17 protein-coding genes are annotated in these 20,194 nt (G+C 42.8%); 3 read left to right on the forward strand and 14 right to left on the reverse strand.

Annotated features, from left to right (window positions below; translation table 11 throughout):
* Positions 1-16: 16 nt before the first annotated feature.
* Together fsa and zwf are read right to left on the reverse strand one after the other, a co-directional pair.
* The gene (gene fsa / locus V6W81_RS17755) at positions 17-682 is read right to left on the reverse strand and encodes a fructose-6-phosphate aldolase (RefSeq protein ID WP_056689807.1); all 666 of its coding nucleotides are present in this window, start codon (positions 680-682) and stop codon (positions 17-19) included.
* A 98-nt stretch (positions 683-780) separates the two neighbouring features.
* A complete protein-coding gene (zwf, locus tag V6W81_RS17760) occupies positions 781-2,304 on the reverse strand; it encodes a glucose-6-phosphate dehydrogenase (protein WP_338539936.1) in 1,524 nt (507 codons plus the stop codon).
* A gap of 111 nt (positions 2,305-2,415) precedes the next feature.
* Here zwf and V6W81_RS17765 point away from each other — a divergent pair, with 111 nt between their 5' ends.
* Positions 2,416-3,300, forward strand: coding sequence for a LysR family transcriptional regulator (locus tag V6W81_RS17765; protein WP_145047314.1), 885 nt, complete (start codon positions 2,416-2,418; stop codon positions 3,298-3,300).
* A 133-nt stretch (positions 3,301-3,433) separates the two neighbouring features.
* Here V6W81_RS17765 and V6W81_RS17770 read toward each other — a convergent pair whose 3' ends face one another.
* The 10 genes from V6W81_RS17770 to V6W81_RS17815 form a co-directional block, all read right to left on the reverse strand.
* Entirely contained in the window at positions 3,434-5,437 is a 2,004-nt protein-coding gene (locus V6W81_RS17770) for a chemotaxis protein CheA (protein ID WP_338539937.1), read from the reverse strand.
* Positions 5,438-5,452: 15 nt separating this feature from the next.
* Entirely contained in the window at positions 5,453-5,878 is a 426-nt protein-coding gene (locus tag V6W81_RS17775) for a chemotaxis protein CheW (protein ID WP_056689793.1), read from the reverse strand.
* Between the two features lie 23 nt (positions 5,879-5,901).
* Entirely contained in the window at positions 5,902-7,491 is a 1,590-nt protein-coding gene (locus V6W81_RS17780; protein ID WP_338539938.1) for a methyl-accepting chemotaxis protein, read from the reverse strand.
* Between the two features lie 545 nt (positions 7,492-8,036).
* Positions 8,037-8,732, reverse strand: a complete 696-nt coding sequence (locus V6W81_RS17785; protein ID WP_338539939.1) for a hypothetical protein — start codon at positions 8,730-8,732, stop codon at positions 8,037-8,039.
* Between the two features lie 222 nt (positions 8,733-8,954).
* The gene (locus V6W81_RS17790; protein ID WP_338539940.1) at positions 8,955-9,548 is read right to left on the reverse strand and encodes a cupin domain-containing protein; all 594 of its coding nucleotides are present in this window, start codon (positions 9,546-9,548) and stop codon (positions 8,955-8,957) included.
* Positions 9,549-9,743: 195 nt separating this feature from the next.
* On the reverse strand, positions 9,744-10,817 hold the full coding sequence (locus V6W81_RS17795; protein ID WP_338539941.1) for an ankyrin repeat domain-containing protein: 1,074 nt from the start codon (positions 10,815-10,817) through the stop codon (positions 9,744-9,746).
* 153 nt (positions 10,818-10,970) lie between these two features.
* On the reverse strand, positions 10,971-12,296 hold the full coding sequence (locus V6W81_RS17800) for an MFS transporter (RefSeq protein ID WP_338539942.1): 1,326 nt from the start codon (positions 12,294-12,296) through the stop codon (positions 10,971-10,973).
* A 15-nt stretch (positions 12,297-12,311) separates the two neighbouring features.
* On the reverse strand, positions 12,312-12,950 hold the full coding sequence (locus V6W81_RS17805) for a TetR/AcrR family transcriptional regulator (RefSeq protein WP_338539943.1): 639 nt from the start codon (positions 12,948-12,950) through the stop codon (positions 12,312-12,314).
* Between the two features lie 62 nt (positions 12,951-13,012).
* On the reverse strand, positions 13,013-13,777 hold the full coding sequence (locus V6W81_RS17810) for an ABC transporter ATP-binding protein (protein WP_338539944.1): 765 nt from the start codon (positions 13,775-13,777) through the stop codon (positions 13,013-13,015).
* 11 nt (positions 13,778-13,788) lie between these two features.
* Positions 13,789-16,125, reverse strand: a complete 2,337-nt coding sequence (locus tag V6W81_RS17815; protein ID WP_338539945.1) for an ABC transporter permease — start codon at positions 16,123-16,125, stop codon at positions 13,789-13,791.
* Between the two features lie 342 nt (positions 16,126-16,467).
* On the opposite strand from V6W81_RS17815, the gene V6W81_RS17820 reads away from it, so the two are divergent.
* Positions 16,468-17,487, forward strand: coding sequence for a serine hydrolase domain-containing protein (locus V6W81_RS17820; RefSeq protein ID WP_338539946.1), 1,020 nt, complete (start codon positions 16,468-16,470; stop codon positions 17,485-17,487).
* 149 nt (positions 17,488-17,636) lie between these two features.
* On the opposite strand, the gene V6W81_RS17825 is transcribed toward V6W81_RS17820, so the two are convergent.
* Both V6W81_RS17825 and V6W81_RS17830 read right to left on the reverse strand, forming a co-directional pair.
* A complete protein-coding gene (locus tag V6W81_RS17825; RefSeq protein ID WP_338539947.1) occupies positions 17,637-18,662 on the reverse strand; it encodes a serine hydrolase domain-containing protein in 1,026 nt (341 codons plus the stop codon).
* Positions 18,663-18,714: 52 nt separating this feature from the next.
* Positions 18,715-19,401 (reverse strand): DUF1361 domain-containing protein, encoded by a 687-nt coding sequence (locus tag V6W81_RS17830; RefSeq protein WP_338539948.1) that lies wholly within the window; start codon positions 19,399-19,401, stop codon positions 18,715-18,717.
* 138 nt (positions 19,402-19,539) lie between these two features.
* Between V6W81_RS17830 and V6W81_RS17835 the strand changes: the two genes are divergently transcribed.
* The gene (locus V6W81_RS17835) at positions 19,540-20,181 is read left to right on the forward strand and encodes a spore coat protein (RefSeq protein WP_338539949.1); all 642 of its coding nucleotides are present in this window, start codon (positions 19,540-19,542) and stop codon (positions 20,179-20,181) included.
* The last annotated feature ends 13 nt before the right edge of the window (positions 20,182-20,194 follow it).

The raw sequence follows: 20,194 nt of genomic DNA on the forward strand, positions 1-20,194 counted from the left end.
ATCTTTTCGTCAGACCTTATTGAACTGTTTTTTTCCAGTCTGCTGCGAATTTCTCCATACCTTGATCTGTCAGTGGGTGTTTGGAAATCTGCTCAATGACAGAGAAAGGAACTGTAGCAATATGAGCACCAGCCATAGCTACACGCGTAACGTGATCCGGATGTCTTACGGATGCCGCAATGATCTGTGCATCCAAGTTATGTGTACGGAACAACTCAGCAACTTTGGCAACCAACTGTACTCCATCTTCTGAGATATCATCCAGGCGTCCCAAGAACGGGGATACATAAGTTGCACCGGCACGTGCCGCCAAAAGCGCTTGGTTAACTGTGAAAATCAGTGTAACGTTTGTTTTTACACCTTTCTCAGTCAGATAACGGCAAGCTTCCAGACCTGCGAGTGTCATCGGCAGTTTAATCGTTATGTTTTTGTCGTTATTGTTGATTTTGATCAATTCATTCGCTTGTGCAATCATCTCTTCTGCAGTAAGTGCATCTGGAGTAACCTCAGCAGATACGGACTCAACCGTTGGCACTTCACGCAAAATCTCTTCAATGCGATCCTCAAACTTAATGCCTTCTTTGGCAACCAAAGATGGGTTAGTTGTTACGCCTGAAAGTACACCAATTTTATACGCTTTTTTGATATCCTCTAAGTTTGCTGTATCGATGAAAAATTTCATGGTTAATTCCCTCCATAAGATGATTTTTAGTTTCCAACAGAGCCAGTTCAACCTATCCTATCGAAGTGGCTCGTTGGTTGAATACATGTGGTTAGGTATTACAGGTTGCCATTCACTGCCAAAGGAACATCTGTTACGGATGATACATCCTGATCAGCGGGCTCGTCAAACCACCAATGGTGGCCTTCAGCTGCAAGCATTGCATCCGATTCTGCTGGACCGTAGCTTCCTGCAGGATATAAGTGAAGAGGTAGCAAGTTCTCAGTAAATGCATCCAAGATTGGCTGCACCCAAGCCCATGACAACTCCACTTCATCCCAGTGTGCGAAGAATGTTGGGTCACCATGCAGTGCATCGTGAATCAAGTTCTCATACGCTTCAGCTAGATCTTCACGATCAGGCGAAAGATCAATATGCACTGGCTTAAAGTCTCCCTTATTTTGCGGATCACTTGCATTCAGTTGCAATGTCATACTTTGATCAGGACTCATCTCAATGAGAAGCAAATTAGGTTTGGAGCCGTTGCTCTTGACTCCATGAGCTTGACCAGATGGTTCTTTGAATTCAATGACGATGCGTGTGGATTTCTCTTTCATTCTTTTACCCGTACGGATGTAGAATGGAACACCACGCCAGAAGAAATCATCAATTTGTAACTTTGCAGCAATGAACGTATCGTTCATCGTATTCTCAGCTACACCTGGTTCAGCAGTGTAAGCATTAACTGGTTTGCCTTGGATACTTCCCTCTGCATATTGTCCACGGATTACGCTCGCTCCAACCGTTTGTTTTTGCAAAGGCAAGATGGATTCCATAATATGCTTTTTCTTCAACCCTACTTTTTCCGGTGTGCTGTTGTAAGGAAGCTGGATCGCCATCATCATCAGCAATTGCAGCATATGATTCTGGAACATGTCTCGCACTGCACCTACATGATCATAGTAGGATGCCCGTTCCTCTACACCCACTGTCTCGTTTGCCGTAATCTGCACATTCGAGATGTAGCGATTGTTCCACAATGCCTTCATGATTGGATTGCTTTGATGTAGCGTCTCCAGGCGTTGTACCATCGGTTTACCCAGATAATGGTCAATCCGATAAATTTCTTCTTCCGTGAAGGATTCACTCAAGTTGCGGTTAAGATCACGAGCAGACTGGAGATCATGTCCGAATGGCTTCTCAATAACAAGCCGTTTCCAGCCTTCTGTTGAGCCTAACCCACTTTCTTGAATATTCTGCGCAATAGGCTCGAAAAATTCCGGTCCAACGGAAAGGTAAAACAAACGGTTGGAAGGAATGCTCAGCTCAGCTTCTCTTTTCTGAACGAGATCTAACAACTTTATATAATCTTCCTTATGGCTTATATTCAATACACTGTAACGAAAAGCTTTTACGAATGACTTCACTCGTGCAGGATCAGCTTGGCGTCTGGAAAACTCATGAAGCGACTTTTCCACTTGTGCCTGAAAGAACTCATCAGACCATTCTCTACGACCTAAACCAATCAAGGAGAAAGATTCTGGAAGCTTCTGCTCAATGTATAAATTATATAGTGCAGGATATATTTTTCTTTTGGCTAAATCGCCAGTAGCACCAAACAAAATTAAAGACGTTGGTTCCATCTCACTATCTCCTTCCAAGTAACTCTGGTTTCTTTGCTGTAGTTACACTATAATACGTTTCATAGCCATACAAGTAATTAATATATTTCACAGGAGCTATAGACCATATCTATGACAACAAATTATGAACTATATAAGGTGTTTTATTGGGCTGCCAAGACGGGAAGTTTAACGCAAGCGGCAAAAGTGTTATACATTACGCAACCAAGCGTCAGTCATGCGATTAAGCAACTGGAAGAAAGCTTTGGTTTAACCTTGTTTTATCGTAATTCCAAAGGGGTTGCGCTGACACAAGAAGGTATGAGCCTATACTCTTACATCGAGCAGTCGCAAATTTTGATCTCTTTGGCAGAAGAAAAAATGGCTGCGTTGAAAAGTCTGGATAGTGGCGAGCTTAGAATTGGCGGTAGTGATTCCCTGTTTAAACATTACATGTTGTCTTATCTCGAAGAGTTTCACGTGCTGTATCCAAATATCAAGCTGCACTTAAGCCACGGAACCACACCAGAGGTTATCACGTTCCTGAAAGAGGGTAAAATCGACTTAGGCGTTGTCCGCATGCCAATTGTGGATCCTCAGTTGGAGGTAAGAGAAAGTATTCAACTCAAGGATTGTTTCGTCGCTGGGGAACGTTATGCTGAACTCAAAGACAAAGTGTTGTCTCTGGAGACGCTGCTTGAACATCAGTTAATTCTCTTCTCTCGAAATAGCCGCGTAAGGATGGCCATTACGGAATTGTTTAATTCCTATGGCTACACACTTAAACCTGAAATCGAAGTAGGTAGTGTTGATCTACTCATTGAACTAGCAAGGCGGGGGTTAGGGATCTCTTATGTAACTCGGGAGTTCATATCGAAGGAGTTAGAAGAAGGCTCTTTGTTTGAAATTCAGCTGGATGTGTCCTTGCCACCTTCCCACGTCGGAATTATGACAAAGCGTAATATGCCTACTTCTCTGGTAACGAACCGCTTCATGGATCTAATTTTCAAATCGTAACTTAGTCATAAACGGAACACATATAGCAACAAAAGAGTGCTCTATCGTCCTAAGCAGGATAATAAAGCACTCTTTTTTTTATTCTCATATGATATCCACTGATGTTACGATCTCGTTTAGATCGTTGTCTTGCTTAATGGCTCACTAAATACGATGCATCAAGGATGACAGCGACTCGTCCATTGCCCAGAATTGTCGCGCCAGACAGATGATTCATTGCTCCTAAGTACGATCCTAAACTTTTGATAACAACCTCTTGGTTACCCATGATTTCGTCCACAGCAAACGCTGCCGTTTTATCCACCGAACGAACGATAATGAGAGGAATCGTCTTGGACTCCCGGTTGGTAGGCGGATAATTCAGTTTATCCCGTAACCAATGGAACGGCACGATACGCCCATGATTCAAGATAGCTAGCTGGCCTTGTATCGTTTGAATATCTTCCGGATCTATGCGAACAATCTCTGCAATATTATACATTGGAATGATCAGTACACGACCCGAAACTTTAACAAGCAAGCCTTTGATAATGGCTAGTGTGAGAGGTAAACGAATGGTGAATGTTGTCCCCCTACCAGGCTCCGTGTCAATGTCAATAATGCCGTTCAATCGACCGATCTGGCTTCTCACAATGTCCATTCCCACTCCACGACCCGAGACCTCGCTCACAGAGGAAGCGGTAGAGAATCCTGGCTCGAAGATCAGATGCACTGCCTCCTGCTCCGTCAGATGTGAGGCTTGTTCTTCTGTAATTAGCCCTTTACTCAGGGCAGAAGCTTTAATTCGTTCACCGTCAATGCCTTTACCATCATCCGAATATCGGATAACGACATGGTTTTCTTCGTGAAACGAAGTGAGTGTGATACGTCCTTTGGTGGGTTTACCTTGTTGCTCCCGAATCTCTCGACTCTCAATGCCATGATCTGCACTGTTTCGAATCAAGTGAATCAATGGGTCACTCAATTCCTCGATAATCATCCGATCAAGCTCTGTCTCTCCACCTTGAATAATCAGTTCCAATTCTTTACCCAGCTTCTGAGATAGATCTCGAACCAGGCGTGGAAAACGACTGAATAGCTGATCAATAGGCAGCATACGAGTCTTCATTACACCTTCTTGCAGCTCCTTGATCACTCTTCCCATATGATCTGAGACACCGCCAATGCTCTGCATTAACGGGGAGGGGGCATTACGCGCCCCTTCACCACTGAGGTCAGCAAGCGAGGTCTGGTCAATCAGAAGTTCCCCGACCAGATTCATCAAATGATCCAGACGTTCAACATTTACTCTTACGGTTGGTTGCGTACCCTTGTTACGGTCGTCCGAGAGTGATTTTTCCGTAGATGGCTCAACACCGCCTGCTTCAGCCTTCTCCTGAACAGCAACCGGTTCGTTATGAACGACGGCCACATCTTTAACATACTCCTCTACAACCACAATCTGTACATCGGACTCATTGGACAGCTCCGCTTGAATTCCCTGTGGGTCGCCAGCAATGGCTGCTACGATAACAAAATTGGCGTACCGATCATCGTCTTCCCCACTAGCTACTTGATCTGCCAAAGATGCTGCAATGATCTTGCCACCCTGTTCTTCAATCCGCTGTCTCACAATAAAGTACCTTGCAGCCTTCATCATACATGTCGTTTCCAACGTAATTCGGATAGAGAAAAGCTGATGCCCTGCATCCACAGCCTCCTGTGCAACCAACCATTCCGACTTCTTAAGCTCGGGAGCCTTTACTGGCTCCATAACGACAGGCTTCTGAATAAGGGATTGGATCTCAGCAACCACACTCTTAAAATTCTGAAATGGCTGACCGCTAACATACTGATCCCGTAGCACCTTCATTGCATCCAGAGAACGGAACAACGTATCGATAAGCACCGAATTGATCTCAGGCTTCTTGTCGCGGACCCACTCCAGTGCAAATTCCACCTCATGGGTTAGATCACTAAGCTCCCTGAAGTCCATGGTTGATGCCGATCCTTTAATAGTGTGCGCTGCTCGGAAAAGCGTCTGAACAAGCCCCACCGATGGAGAACGTTCCAGTTCCAACAACGATTGATCCATACGCTCCAACTGATCATTTAATTCCTCTATGAAGATGTCGCGGTAGGCAGATAAATCCATCATGTCATGTTCCCCTCCCTATCCGCCCAATATCTCTTCTAATTTCAAAATGCCCACGAGTTGGTCTTCACGTTGCCCAACACCAAGAAAGACGGCTTCTCGGCTTCGGGCATGTCCACTCGTCGGAGGATGAATCTCATTATACGTAGTCACTTTGTTGACTTTGTCTACGATAAGTCCCACATATTCATCCTGATAACGGACAACAATAATTCGTGTTGATCTTGTATCCGGCTCATCAGGCATTCCTAACAGATTGCGTAAACTCACTACGCAGACAACCTTGCCTCTAAGATTGACAACTCCTTTTACCTCCGGACGGCTGTAAGGAATGTCGGTAATACTGAGCATTTTAATAATTTCATGAATCTCTTCGATTCGGATCGCGCAGGTTTCAGCCCCAACGGATAGTTCAATGTACTGCTCTTGCTGAAGTGAAGACATCTGGTCACCTCTGTTTGGTTTGATTATTGAGTCTTAAATGCAGATGCGGAATGAGCCAGCTCTTCAGCAAGGTGTGCTAGTGATTGACATGTTGCAGCCGTTTCTTCTGAAGCCGCAGCGGACTCTTCACTCGATGCCGAGATCGATTCAACAGAACTCATTACTTCTGCCGCCTGTGCCGCTTCCTCTTCGCATGCAGCTGCAATTTCGTTCACTTTGTGTGAAGAATTATTGACCATTTCAATAATCTGATCAAATGCCTGCCCTGTCATAGAGGACTGCTCTACGCTATCCGCTACAGCGCGTACACTCTGTCTCGTGTTTTCTTGCATCACTTTAATAATGTTCGTGATCTCTTTTGTTGCTTCTCCGCTTCGCTCTGCAAGTTTACGTACTTCATCGGCTACAACAGCAAACCCACGACCTTGCTCCCCTGCCCGTGCCGCTTCAATAGCTGCGTTCAGCGCAAGTAAATTCGTCTGCTCTGCAATATCGTCGATTACTTCAATGATGTCACCAATTTTGCGAGAATCTTCTTCTAACTGTGACATTTTAACATTTACAGCCTGCATGCCTTCCAGTGAAGTTTGCACGACATGTCCACCTTCACGGGCTGTTTTCACGGTATCATTAGACAATTCCGCTGCTTCTTCAGCACTTGCTGCAACAGAGTTAATAGCAAGGGAAAGTTCCTTGAACAGTTCGGAAATATTCGCTGCTTCGCTTGATTGACTTGTGCTTGTGCTTGCAATTTCTTGTGTACTTGCTGAGATTTGCTCGGATGATGCCGCAACACTTTGAGAGTTCATAACAATGCTGTCAATCAATGTTTTCAAGTTATCGACCATACGATTCAGAGCTTGGGCTAGTTGACCTACTTCATCACGGCTTGAAATATCTGACTTGAGGGTCAGATTACCGTTAGACACTTCCCTTGCCAATTCCACCATGGACAATAACGGTTTGGAAATGGAACGTGAAATAATGTATCCGATTAAAATACTAAACGTCACTGCGAGAACAACTAAAATGATTGTTACCATAAAGGAGGCGGAATAAGCCGCTTCTGATTTTGAATTTGCTTCTTCAGCTAGACTTATATTAATATTCATCAAGTCTTGCAGTACTTGTACTACGCCATCACCAGGAGGTTTTAAAGTTTCTCTAAGGAATTTTGTGAATTCAGCGTTGTTGTCACTTAAAGCTATGTTTATGCCTTGGTCGTACAAGGTTAAATAATTTGGATACTGTGTATCAAAGTTTCGAAGTAGATCGCTTTCTTGTGGAGTGGTTGCTAAAGCACGGTAATTATTGATGTGATCGTCCAGCGTTTGACGAATTGAGGCGATGTTATCCATAATTCTTGTTTGTTCAGCATCAATGGATTCAGTGTTGAGGTCACGCACACCCACACGCATACGCTGATAATCTACTTGTGCTGCTGATAGTTCTTTTACAGACATAAGATTGTTATTATACATTTCTTGCATCCGTTCGTTCGTACTTCTCAATGTAATCACTGAATAAATCCCGAGTGCTGCCAAAATCATGGACACAATTAAGAATGCTGAAATAATCTTTGTTGCTGTTTTCAAATTACCGAACCACTTCATTTAATCTCCTCCTAGGCATCTTCGTGTCCAGTTATGTATTTATTTGCGTCGGTAACCCCTTCCCCCGGGCAACGCTCTAGACAACTTACGATTTATTTCGACATTACTATCAAAAATGTGAATAGAAGATTTGCATTTATTAAACATTTCACTAATACGAAAAAAATAAAAGATTCTACAGTACCTTTCTTTTTGTAAAAGAAAATCTAAATATCCACATTATTAATCGCCAATCGTTCGCAATTACGAAAATCTAAACAACTATTAAATTTATTAACATTTTTAATATATCTGTAATTCATCTAATGTAAGGTATTTAGAATCACTTATACCAAGTACAAAGACCTATATACACTCAAAGCAAAGCCTGTGTTCAAATTAGTGGGTTTGCATTTCTGTGACTTTGGATTCAGGTCGCAATTTCAAATTTCATCCAATTGAGATTATATCTTCATAGATGACAAAAAAATCAAACTCTTCTAAAGAGTTTGATTCTCTGTTCTTATAATTTAATGGTATATATGAATTTAAACTTAACTATCCAACTAAGAAGAAAACGAAGATTGTTCAAATAAATGTTCCAGTTCTATTAATCGGCTCTCAATTCGCTGTGGAATCAGTGCAAACAGCCTGTCCCATGACATGAATGTTTCCAGCTTCAATGGATATTCTTCAAATACCATGGTGGGTATAAACGATTTACTTAATAGATAATTCCGCACACGGGCATCGATCTCTGCATTTGTTTCAAAATAGTCCTGGAATAACTCATTGACTAACAAACCATCACACCCAGCCTTCGCTCCTGCTGCACTATATAAGTCTGGCAACAGCTCAAATACGACCGGTAAAGGTGAAAATGCATGCTTGCCCGGCTGTGAGTACAGAATCACCTGATGGTTCACAACATTCATTCGATCCTTCAACATGCCTCGGAGTACTTTACCATGAAAACTGGCTTCACAATCCACGACTTCGCCATCGTAACCAACATAGATCCATACATGCTCCATTTCATACAAATGTCCAATCTCATAATCCCACCAGATGGCATATTCAATAACGTATTGCACAGCCTCCACGGGAAAATCAATTTCTCTTCTAAATGATGGAGATGCCCCGGGACGTTCCAACAGCGAGATCCCTACAAAGTCAGGATAAAAGGGTTCATTCATATCAAACATTAGAACTGGTGCATATTTCGCAGCGATTTCGAGCATTTCTGCCTCTTTCATTGCCATAGTTTAGCCCTCCACTTTCTATGTTGATGAAGTATATAGTTGGACAACAAATGATATATGCAAACTATTCTAACAGAGAATTATGTACGTGTTAATGGATTTACTTAAGACCATGTATACCGTTTCTGAACCAGCTACATGATAAAACACAAGAAAAAAGACCCGTATCTGGAAGACGCTCCAGTTCACGAGTCTATGTACTACGATACAAATATGTGAGAATTACACTTTCGATGATTTGTCTGATTTTAATGTTTTGGATGGTTGACCAGCCTGATCGTAAGCTGGCTCTACACAACCAATCGGTGGACCAAGAATTGCATCATTTTGAATGGAGGCAACAGCTTTGGCATAGGCTTCCTCGTCGATACAATACGCGCGATGCGCCACCTCAGGCGGTGTTGCTGCAAGGAAGTCCGCACCAAGCACAATGTCAGGTGTTGGCACATCGAAAATAGTGAGCAAATGCACATCATCTGTATCTGCCACAAACCAGTGAAACCACCCTTTGGGAAAAATCGCCACTTGCCCGGGTGTTAGATGGTAACTGATTCGTTTACGGGTAAATGGGTCAAATACGGAGGTTGTTATCTCTCCGCTAATTAACACAATCATCTCTGTTGTATTCGTGTGCCAGTGTGGCTGTACAATAATACCTTTGCTCATGTGTACGTTGAAGAAACCATTTTTGATGGTAGGTAGCTGTTCTCCAAACAACTGAGTTACATAATTTCGTGGATCCCGCTTGTAGTACAACAGGGCTGTAGAATCCCCTGCTAACTGTACGTTCGGGGCTTGTAATATCGGATCGATCATGCCGTTTCCTCCTTCTGCACATTCATCTCATTGTGTACTTTATGTTGCGTATAGCGATTTTAAGCCTAGAAAAATGGAAAACATCCGAGTTCTTAATATCCCACCATTTGTAAATAGAAAAAAGTCTGGTTAATAAACCAGACTTCGCTGAACTTCTTCTCTATATGGTTGGAGCACGAAACATATTCGAATCGATCAGAGCTGATTCATATAGTTCGCAATTGAAATTCCGGGATCAGCTAAAAATGCATCAAGCGCAGCAACATTCTCGTACTCTTGGTGTTCAATATCATAGAATCCAAGACACTTCTGGCTAGGATGCCATACCATCATTAAGTGCGAGTATTGATCCAATTCAGATGAGATCCGTAGCAGCTTCTGTCTACCCATTTTCATCTCAACCGTATCGACCAGATTAAATATTTCAACATATTGAACGTTGGACTCGTTCTCAGCAATTTCAATCCGCCGTGGTGCTTCGGATAGAAAAGTGATTAATTCCTTTGGCAACTTGTATGGCTTCAACGCCAACAACTTATTGCTGATGTCATGGAACTCCTTCGGTTCGAGAGATTTCAGATACTCGGCCATCTCTTCATTTTTTTGACTAAGCGCAATAGTATATGCCCGTTCACCATCCTTCTCCTGGATCGTAACATCCGCGCCCTGTTCTACCAAATATCGAACCATCTTCATGTTATTAGATCGTGCCGCTACCGTGAGCGGTGTTGCTTTGTACGGATAGACCATATCTGGCTCATTATAGTTAATATCTACCCCTTCATCTAGCAAATACTGGAGCGTCTTCATATCGTGATCAGCTACTGCTTTACGTAAAGTCTTCCCACCAAATTTGCGAATATCTAATCCGAGTTCATGAAGGAGGGGGATGTTCTTTTTGTTACCGTAATAGGCTTCATCATACGCGCTTGATTTCACACGGTTAAGTCCGTCTAATTTTGCACCATTCTCGTACAAATACCGAACCATCTCTTCCCCACAACATCTCACGGCCTTCAGCATCGCCGGATTATTTTTGGCATTGAGGTTAACACCGTGCGAGACCAACAACCTGACCACTGCAGGCTGATTCCAGATTAGAGCGAGATCGATGGGTGTCATAGCGGTATATTGACTAAGTACAATCTCAGTTTCCAGATCCATGCCTTGCTTAATGAACTCTTCTACTGCAGCGGTATCTCCTTGGTAAATGGCCAGAGCTTGATCCGGCAATGTTTTGAATGTTCCTTGATTTCCGATTTTGAACATTGGTGTAACCTCCTACAAGCGAAGTGAAAATTTCCATATTCTCTCTCACAAGTTTATCACGTTATCTCTAGTGATTGAATGGTTACAACTGAACCAATCCAGCAGCATGCCTTTTGAGCAAACAACTAATTAACTAATTCATCTACGATGTCTTCAATCCTGCATTAAACCTACTGGCTCTGCCGGTACCATCTCCATACCTTGCTCTAGAAGCTTAATCGGCTTCAAGCGAGAAGTGATAGCAGCCATAATGACCACAGACACTCCCCCAACAATAAATAACAAAGCAATGCCTCTGCCCGGACCGACGCCAATGATGGAACCTACGGTCGAAGAAAGAGCTCCCCCTTCAATAAGCAACGGGTTGAACACATGATCTGCCAGGAAACCCGCAAGACTATAAGAAATGATAAATCCGAGTTGCGATAGAATTCCGATAATGCCCCATACTCTGCCCTGCTTTTCATTCGCAATGTTATTACGCACCAGCACATCAGCACTCATATTCACAAAAGGAAGTGAACCTAGAAACAAGAATCCGGCAAAGATAATAAAGTAAAGATTCGTTGATACCCCTATAAGGGAAAATGAAATACCTGACATAACTAAGCCAATAACTAATACGCTGGCATATTTCCTCGTCATTGTAAAAATACCAATACACAGGCTGCTAATCAGCATACCGATTGCACTAATGGATTGGAATATTCCTAGCGTCTTTGTATCTGAGAATGATAATATCATTGGACCGATGAGTGTTTCCAAGAATCCGAGATAGAACGTTACAATGGAAATAATAATGACGAGCAGCAATATACCCTTGTTCGTGGTCACTTCGACCCAGCCTTCGACAAGATCTGTAAACCAAGGCTTCTTCTCTCTACCCAATCGCTCCACTCTAGCGCTTCCCCGAATGACAAGTACCGCCAGAATGGCTACAAGGAAGGTTAACATATTAATGATTAAAATAACTTCAATCGAAGTGATGGTAAGTAAAATGCCTGCAATAATCGGTGATAACAAAAATTTGGAGGATTCAGCAAGCTGTAACAAACCACTGCCTCTGGAGAATTGCTCTTTCGTCAACAGATCGGTAGCCGAAGCCTTATAAGCAGGACTTTGAATAGCGGAGAATACAGAACTGAATGCAACGCCAACATAAATATGCCACAGCTCAATACTTCCTATCAGAATCATAGTTAGAACAAAGAGTATCCCTATCGCAGACCCTAAGTCTCCAATCATCATCATCGTACGACGATCATATCGATCCGCAAGCACACCTCCGATTGGACGCAATACGATATTTGGTAAAAAGGTAAACAGTGTAATCAGAGCTACGGCAGTCGCTGTACTCGTTTGTTCAAAAGCGTACACACTAAGCGAAAATGCCGTTAGACCAATGCCAATTGTCGAGATCAGTTGTCCAAACCATACAATTAGAAATTTACCAAAGGATTGATGTTCGGTGGATTCCATAGGACTACCCCTCCGCTAATTTGATTCATTCGGGCAATATCTCTCGATGATATACGAGAAACTTCCTTTTTCCGCACCAAGTGTGCATTCCAGAATATACATAAACGCTTCGACTTTGCGTTGTAGTTCCTCCTCTGTCCACTGAAATATCCCTCGATCCAATAAAAACTGTGAAGAGACCAGCAAAAACTCAACCATTTCTCTTGGCGCCGGAGTATGAAACACCCCTTCCCGAATGCCTTGTTCAATCACTTCTGTCAAGATCGGACTGAGCTGCAGAATCGTTTCCATCAGACTTTTCTGATGCATCTCTACGTTGTAGACTTGGTGTAATTCTTCGATGAATTGTTCCTTGTTGCCTACATCCTGCCCTTGAGCTGTAATAATGTTAAAAATCTTCGTATGTGCATCCAAAGAATCGTCCTCGGCTATTCGCTTCGCTGCGGTTACACCAACGGCGATAAAGCGCATCACGACGGCATTCATAACCTCTTCTTTGGATTGAAAATAATGATAAAACGTACCTTTGGCGATGTTCACTGCCTGTAAAATATCAATGATCGTTGTTTGGGTATAGCCTTTTGAAATAAATAAAGCCTCGGCTGCGTCTAATATTTCATTCCGACGCTCCTCTGGTTTTTTAATGATCCTCACATGTCCAACCTCCAAATTCATTAGACCGACTGTCGGTCTATTGTAGTCATGTTTATGTGCATTTAGAACCCTTGTTCCGTGAGCCACTCAGACAACGCCATTTCTCTTGCTTTGATATCCTGCTGCTTATCATATTTTCCCATATTACGCTCAGCAACGAGTTTACCATCCAACATAAATAATACTCTCTCTGATCTGGCTGCTACCTTAACGTCATGAGTCACAATTAAGATCGTTGTTCCTGCAGCATTAATATCGTCCAAGATATCCATGATCTCAGAAGTTGTCCTTGAGTTCAGCGCTCCTGTTGGTTCATCCCCAAATAGAATATCCGGATTGTTAATTAACGCCCGACAGATCGAGATACGCTGCAGTTGACCTCCCGAAGCCTGTGTAATATTGTGGCTGGCCAACTCATCCACACCCATTTGTTTCATTAATCTGAGTGCTCGTGCACTGATAACCTCTTTGCTGCTGTTCTTAGCCAAATACGCCGATAACACAACATTGTCGAGCAAGTTCAAGTTTTTCAACAGATGACTATGCTGGAAAATGAAACCCATCTTATTCAACCGCAGCTTCGCTAATTTCTTCTCAGGTAACGCAGAAATCTTCTCTCCTGCAAAATAAACACTTCCTTCACTAACCTGATCCATACCGCTGATATTGTATAGTAGTGTAGATTTGCCAGAACCCGAAGGACCCATAATGGTGACAAACTCACCTTGTCTTACTTGCAGATTAATATCTTTTAGAATCTGGTGTTCCTCGTGTTGATGGACCGTATGCGACTTATTCACATGTCTGGCTTCCAATATCACTGTCATATTCATTCTCCTTATTCAACAATCATTTGGACAATGCTAGCTTCTCGGATGGATTGAATACTGTGCAGAGTAGCTATGGTGATGGCACTCGCCAACAATAACGGGCATAGGATGTACGCTTGCCATGGATTGATGACAAACTCAATATGGGAGGCTCCGAATGATGACATAATGGCACTGATGATCCATGGCCCAAGCGTATTGGCTAGAACCGTTCCAGCAAGTACGCCGATGCTTAATACGATGAGTGTAATCGTGACATATTTTAGTTTTATGTTAGAGAGAGCGAAGCCCAAGCTTCGTAAGATGGCAATATCTCCGTGATCCTTGGCCACAAGCATTCTGAGGAATAACGATGTAATGAGAATGGAGACCAACAGGGACACAATAAGTACAGCTATCGTCACTCGTTTCAACTGATCAATGGTGCCACCAAGTGTTTGATGTAAATACCCCTGTAAATCGGTGACCTTTGCGGGTGCAAATGCTTTCTCATACGAAGCAATCTTATCCGTAATCTGACTTGCATCCTTAAGATCTAAACTAACCACGTACCAGAGCACTCGATCCTTGTCATACGGCAGTAGCGCTTTTGCAGTCTTCCCGCCGTTCGTCACATCCTGGTATACTCCGCTGACAATCATGGTTTTCTCCCGACCTGCTACCATAAGCACAAGAGGATCGCCTACCTTTTTGTCCATCTCAAGACTGTTGGTATCAGATAACGCAATCTCATTATCAGTTTTGGGAGCCGAGCCACTCAGGTAAGACAAGGGGAAAATATTGAAGTCTCCTGTCTCGACGCTTAAATAGTCATAACCTCCTTCATTGTTACGTACGTTGAATTGGCTTGTTACAAGGGGTGAATATTGCAGCACATCGTTGTCCGTCCGCACGTACTTGAGTAATTCGGCGTATCGTTCCTCTACATCCTCGGAATAACGCAGATCAATACGAATGTCACTCTGACCGACACCCATATATGAAATAAAGCTAGGAGCCCGCAAGGTATTCAGGAAATTAACAGGGACAATAATGATGATTGTGCTAACTGTAAACAGCAGCAGTATCAATCGGAACATCCGTTTACGCTGAATCACATCTTGTAACGCCAGGAAAATGGGAACGGAATGTGACCACCGGCTAGTAGATAAATTTAGCTTCATTTTGGAAATATTCGTATCACCAAGGGTTCCTGACCGCAGCCCCTCGATTGCAGAGATCTGATTGAAACGACGGAGTACTATGCTGCAGCATCCTAGGACAATCGCAAAAATAGTAGTGACGGCGAATAAGGAAATTGCTTCATTTAACCATGTCGTGGGAGCTATTCCCATGTATAGCATGATATTGGACGTGAACAGCCTATTCACAAATATCGAGGATAGGTAACCCGCAATACATGCCAGACCCGCTATAACGACATATTTGCTTAAATATAACGTTCGAATATCAACTCCAGATATGCCGATCGCTTTCATCACACTGATCTCCCGATAATCTTCTTCAATCGTAGCCAGCATCGTGAAACGTATACAACAGACTGCGATCACAATCAGAATTAAACTGACCATGATAATTACCGCTGCAACAACCCCGTCTGTCAGTGCATTCAGCAATTGAAACAAACTATAGGTGACTAGTGGCCCTGAATTGGGTAGACCTGCATGTTGATAAGTTTGAATGAATTCGTTCGTTTTACTCGGATCTAGAAGTCGGAATTCAATGAGATACTCCGTCTCTCCTGTACTTTGTTGAAGTTTTTGAAAGTCATGAGTACTAATCACAAACCGTTTGGAATGAATAATCGACGGATTCATCTGTGCATCTCGAACAAAATCTATTATTCGGAAGGATCGGTTGAACGTACCGTCTTGAATAACGACATGGTCTCCAAGTTGTAGCTGTTTCTCCTGTAGGTAATACACCGGGACGGCAATCTCCCCGTCATTCACCTGAACCCTTTCATTGTTCATATTAAGTAAATAATCAAAGTCCTTATTTTGAACAACAAAGTCCATATCCATAATGCTGCCCTTCTCGGACTCCGCTCCAAAGTAAACATGGGAACCATCGACATTAATCATGTCTACAATCTGATATTGATCCACGAGTTCATTTTCTTGCGTCCACTCATTAACTTTGTACCTGTCCAATTCCCCTGAATGCATCTGCACCACATGCGGAGTTTTGGATTGCGTAAATAGATGTTCAATTGAATGGGTTAACTCGATGATCATTCGGGTGCCGGAAGCGACTAATATGGCCGCCAATAGAACAAAAATAAATAAAGTCAGCGTAATTCCTTTTTTTCGCCTAAATTCATTTTGCAGCATCCGTGCTAGCATGATTGTTCATTTCTCCTTTGCCTGATTTCACTTAGATACTCGTACGGAGCATGATATGTAACTACTACGTTTATTCGCTGAACCACCTCGTTCCATTTGTAGTTATTTTCCAGTGTAACAATAAGAAGGAGAATTGAAATCAGTCTCCAGTCCAGGTTGATGATCATGCCTGAGGATGGCGGAGCATTGATTCGTGGGGGATTAGCTGAAGTTTAATCTAGTGATGCTATGCGTTAAAAAGGCTCTCCTTATTGAGCTTCGCTTCAATCCTATGCTAAGATAATGGACATTCCTATTCGATATCATTGATTATGACTAAAACCAAGCGATAGAGAGGACACTATGAATCTTTCATCTATACATGACATGTTACATTCAATCATTCCCGCACTAGACCTGAGAAGCTGTCTCGTCAGTGTACAGGGAGAATTGATCTATCAGCATTATCGTGACGAAGAAGCCAAGACGCGTATAGCCAAAATTAATTCATGCACGAAGAGTGTGCTCTCCGCACTTGTCTGCATGGCGATGGATCAGGGTAAGATTCCGGATGCATCAACCCCGCTCTCGTTCTTCTTCCCAGAAGTTCAGACTGATGCAGATGCCAGAAAACCACAGATCACGCTTGAACAATTATTAACGATGACCGCTGGGTTCAACTGGGATGAGTTCGGAGGACAGAATTCGTTTCCACGTATGACACGAACGGATCATTGGGTTCATTTTGCATTGGAACAAACCTTAAGCCATACACCAGGCACACACATGGAATATAATTCTGGCGTATCCCAGATCTTATCAGCGATTCTGATGCAGCAAACCGGTATGAGCGTTAATACATTTGCAGAACGTTATTTATTTGACCCACTGGAGATTACTGACTATGAGTGGGAGAGTGACCCTCAAGGTGTGCACACCGGTGGATTCGGTCTTAAAATGCTTCCCGCGGATTTACTTAAGTTCGGTCAATTGTTCCTGCAGAAAGGTCAGTGGAAAGGAGAAGCATTAATTACGCAAGATCTCGTGGAACGATCCACTACCCCTGCAATCGCGGTGACTCCTCCTAATCACGGATATTATGCTTGGCATTGGTGGGTGGATACCTGTTTGGCAGAGTCTTCTCCTTTAATAGAGGATGAGCATCCTACAGGCATACAATCTACAACAACCACGGCTGCTTCAGACTTTGCGTTACCGTCGTTCAACTACTATTACGCTCGTGGATTTGGCGGTCAATTCGTATATATCGTGCCAGCGCTTGAACTGGTTGTAGTGCTGACCAACGATAAACGCAAAAAAGAGAAGCCTCCTTTGGATGTGTTCCCAAGGTTGATTGCTCCTCAATTGTTGCGTTATCTATAAGAGACTGTTTCAAGTCTTACTTATCATATAAATACAAAGAACCCTCAATCTCGTTAGGAATGACCTACTGGGTTGAGGGCTCTTCTGCTAAGGATGATATATATATACGTTTTAGAACGAAATGATTTCTACTCCTATTATGCTCTCCATCAAACTAAAAGTGATTCTTCAATAGCCAGCGTGACGGGGTATGGCCCCCACTCCTGATTTGATAATACAACGAGTTGAATGCCTTGTGCTGGGTACACAGAAGACATGAATGACACCCCGGGATCGAATCCCATGACATGATACTTGAAGATGTCCTCCCCTTTCTGGTCAATCCAGATTCCACGTCCGTAATATTCTTCATCCTCTTGATGCGAGTACGGAATGAGGAGTTTCCGCGTATTCTCTTCCGTTAATAACTTGTATCCTAACAACGCATGCCAGAAATGAATCATATCCTGCGCTGTAACATAAGCACCGCCGTCAGACCCACCTTGAACAGGGATTGAGAAGATATTTGTGTTCCACGTACCGTCTTCCTGATCAACATAACCAATGGCCGTGTTAGGAGGTAACTGATCTGTCCGAAAATAACCAGAATCCTTCATACCGCTTGGTTTGAAAATATGTGACTCCACATATTCAGTGAAGGATTGTCCAGATTGTTGTTCAACAATGAGTCCTAACACAATATAACCGGCATTATTATAGTGGAAGCGTTCGCCCGGTGCAGATTTCATCGCTAAGTTCTGGAACATTGGCAAAAAGTCACGTAATTGTTGCATCATATAGACCGGCCGTTCCTGCCATAGCTCCGCGAAATCCTCCATGACTTCTTCATCAAAATAATCAGGGATACCCGCAGTATGCGTTAATAACTGATGCACTGAGATGTCTTTGTCCCACAAAGGAAATTCAATGTTAAGCACATCTACTAGACGGCTCTCGTACGAGAATTTCCCCTGCTCGATCAATTGACATATACTTACCGCCGTGAAAACTTTACATCCCGAGGCAATTCCGAATCGGGTATCACTTATATTCGAGATCTGTTCGCTACGATTGGCATATCCGCGAGCCTTAGAGAAGATTGTTTTCCCGTTTTGCTGTAACAACACTACACCGGAAAAATCTTTTTCCTCCATGACTTCCTCTACCTTGCGTGCTACATCCGTTATATTAGTCACCTTATCATCCTCCTCCAATCATTCTTTTCTCTCTCCAACCTCATCTCATTCTTCAACTACTCACTCGTGTAGTTCTTGTGTTGATCAGATAATACAGTGTTGCATAGATGGTTAGAATAAACACGCCAAAGAACATACAGAAGGCTAGCGATGGACGGCTTACACTCTCTTGCATCAATGCGATGAGTGTGGAACGGTTCGTTAACGCATCCCAACTGTTTAATCTGTATACTCGTCCAAGGAGTACACCATAGCTTCCCAACGCACACCCCGCTAATACAAAGATCCAAGAAGCCATCCGCCCGACTCTCTTATAGATCACTTCCTGTAGCTGATACATGGAGAGGAATCCAAGCAACAGTCCAACCCAAACAAACATGAGCACCACAATTAAGTCGTACCAATACGTGAAATTCAGACCATTACCACCATAATATCGCGAGCTTCGTGCCGTCAGGTGAACGAGATCTGTTACGATATAGGATGAATTCGGGAAAAATAACAGCCATAATAGACCACTTACAATGGCAAGCCAGGTCGCACCTTTCCATTTCACATAGCTGAATACATATGCTACATAGGAGAAGATAAACGGAATCCAACCCAAAAATAGATTCCAGATTAAAAACCGAAAATATCTCTGATCAAGCCAAGCTGCAGTAGCGTAATGCAAACCTACCGTCACAACAGTAACTATACTTAGATAAATAAATATTTTGATGTAGTTCAGTTCTCTCAATGATCTTCCTCCACTTGACATTCAACTAAAATGTTAGAACTCTTCCAACAATGATTATAATTCCTCCTACAATACATAATTTGGCTGGAAATAAACATAATAGAATCATACCATTTCCCAAAGGAGAATTAAATTCACATGAATCAAAATCAAATCAATCCTACAAATCATGCTAACCCAGGGTTTATCCCTACATTGAACCATGGCGGACATGAATTGTTTGATGTGCATGAAGTGTTAACCTGTGCGATTAACGTTCTAGATCAATACATGATCTTCAGAACATTTGTATTGGATACCGAATTGCTCGATATATTGGATCGCCAATACAACTTTATGTTGTCACAGTACAACTTGACCGCAGAATGCTTCGCTACAGGACAGAAACCTTCCCAAGAGACCGCAACCTACATGATTCCTAATATGACTCCGCCTGTGTATGGACTTAAGCCATCTGCACCTAAGAAACCCAATCAGTCCCTAGCCGATGTGAAAGATGCTGGAATTAGCAGTCACATGTTAGGTCTTATTAAATCTCATGCTTCATTGCTGGCGATGTCTTCCTCTGAAATTACTAACCCAACGGTACGACGTGTAGTTGCATCACAGGTACAGCAATTTGTTGAAATGGCTTATGAGATTTTTATGTATCAGAACCAACGTGGTTACTATCAAGTGCCACAACTTAACGCAAACGATACACAGCAAATGCTTCAAGCTTATGTACCTGCAACTGGGGCTCCACAAATGCCTCGTAGTAACAACGCATCACTCCAATAAATAAATAAATAAA

Source organism: Paenibacillus tundrae, assembly GCF_036884255.1.
Classification (GTDB): Bacteria; Bacillota; Bacilli; order Paenibacillales; family Paenibacillaceae; genus Paenibacillus.